Origin of the sequence: Streptomyces sp. NPDC006265 (genome assembly GCF_040613555.1) — a bacterium.
Classification (GTDB): Bacteria; Actinomycetota; Actinomycetes; order Streptomycetales; family Streptomycetaceae; genus Streptomyces.
Map to the genome: position 1 here is coordinate 1 of NZ_JBEXSH010001488.1, position 1,184 is coordinate 1,184.

The 1,184-nt window shown below is 71.2% G+C and carries 1 protein-coding gene and 1 pseudogene; both read left to right on the forward strand.

Annotated elements, in window-relative coordinates; genetic code table 11:
- Positions 1 to 204, forward strand: a pseudogene (locus tag ABZ281_RS50045) (A/G-specific adenine glycosylase); the annotation flags it as partial.
- A gap of 283 nt (positions 205 to 487) precedes the next feature.
- Complete coding sequence (locus ABZ281_RS50050; RefSeq protein ID WP_356665562.1) at positions 488 to 1,027, forward strand: SigE family RNA polymerase sigma factor; 540 nt, start codon at positions 488 to 490, stop codon at positions 1,025 to 1,027.
- Positions 1,028 to 1,184: the final 157 nt, after the last annotated feature.

Sequence of the window (1,184 nt, forward strand, 5' to 3'; positions counted from 1 at the left end):
GGCCAGACCTACGCGGGCACCGACCGGCAGGTGCGCGGGCGGCTGCTCGCCGTGCTGCGGGAGGCCCACGGGGCCGTTCCGCAGGCGGCGCTGGACCGGGTGTGGCACGAGCCGGTGCAGCGGGCCCGCGCCCTGGACGGTCTCGTCGCCGACGGTCTGGTGGAGCCGCTGGCGGGCGGCTCGTACCGGCTGCCGCTGACCTGACGTACAGACAGGTCACAGTCGCGGGACACCGTCCGTCACAGAGCCGGGGTGGACAAATCACCCCGAAACCGCCTCAACGCCCCCACCGCTCTACCCTGTTCGGGCTTCCGTTACACAACCGACGGACAGCCGAGCGCTGGCCGAAGGCTGCTTCGGACAGCGCCGTGACAACGCCTCCGTACCTTCAGATGCGTTCCCGGAAGACACGGGACGGCTGAAGACCACAGGCAGTACACGGGCGGCGGGGAGCCGGCCCGAACGGGGAAACGGGAGGCGGTTCACCATGGCGCAGGGCGAGGTGCTCGAGTTCGAGGAGTACGTCCGCACCCGGCAGGACGCGCTGCTGCGCAGTGCCCGCCGCCTGGTCCCGGACCCGACGGATGCGCAGGACCTGCTGCAGACCGCACTGGTACGGACGTACGGCCGGTGGGAGACCATCGAGGACAAGCGGCTGGCGGACGCCTACCTGCGCCGGGTGATGATCAACACCCGCACGGAGTGGTGGCGGGCACGGAAGCTGGAGGAGGTCCCGACCGAGCAGCTGCCGGACGCCTCGGTCGACGACGCCACCGAGCAGCACGCGGACCGCGCCCTGCTGATGGACATCCTGAAGCTGCTCGCCCCGAAGCAGCGCAGTGTCGTGGTGCTGCGACACTGGGAGCAGATGTCCACGGAGGAGACGGCCGCCGCCCTCGGCATGTCGGCCGGAACGGTCAAGAGCACGCTGCACCGGGCGCTCGCCCGGCTCCGCGAGGAGCTGGAGTCCCGCGATCTGGACGCACGCGCGCTGGAGCGTGAGGAGCGGGAGCGGTGCGCGGCCTGACCGGCGAGGGTTCTGCACGGCCCCGGGGCGGTATCCAGGCGGTGAGCGCGGCACTGGCCGTGCCCACCGCCCTCGCCCTTTTGTCAAGGACGCGGTGAACGTCATGACCGAGAGCTGGGTGTGGGAACTGTCCAACCAGTTCCACCACCGCGTGCCC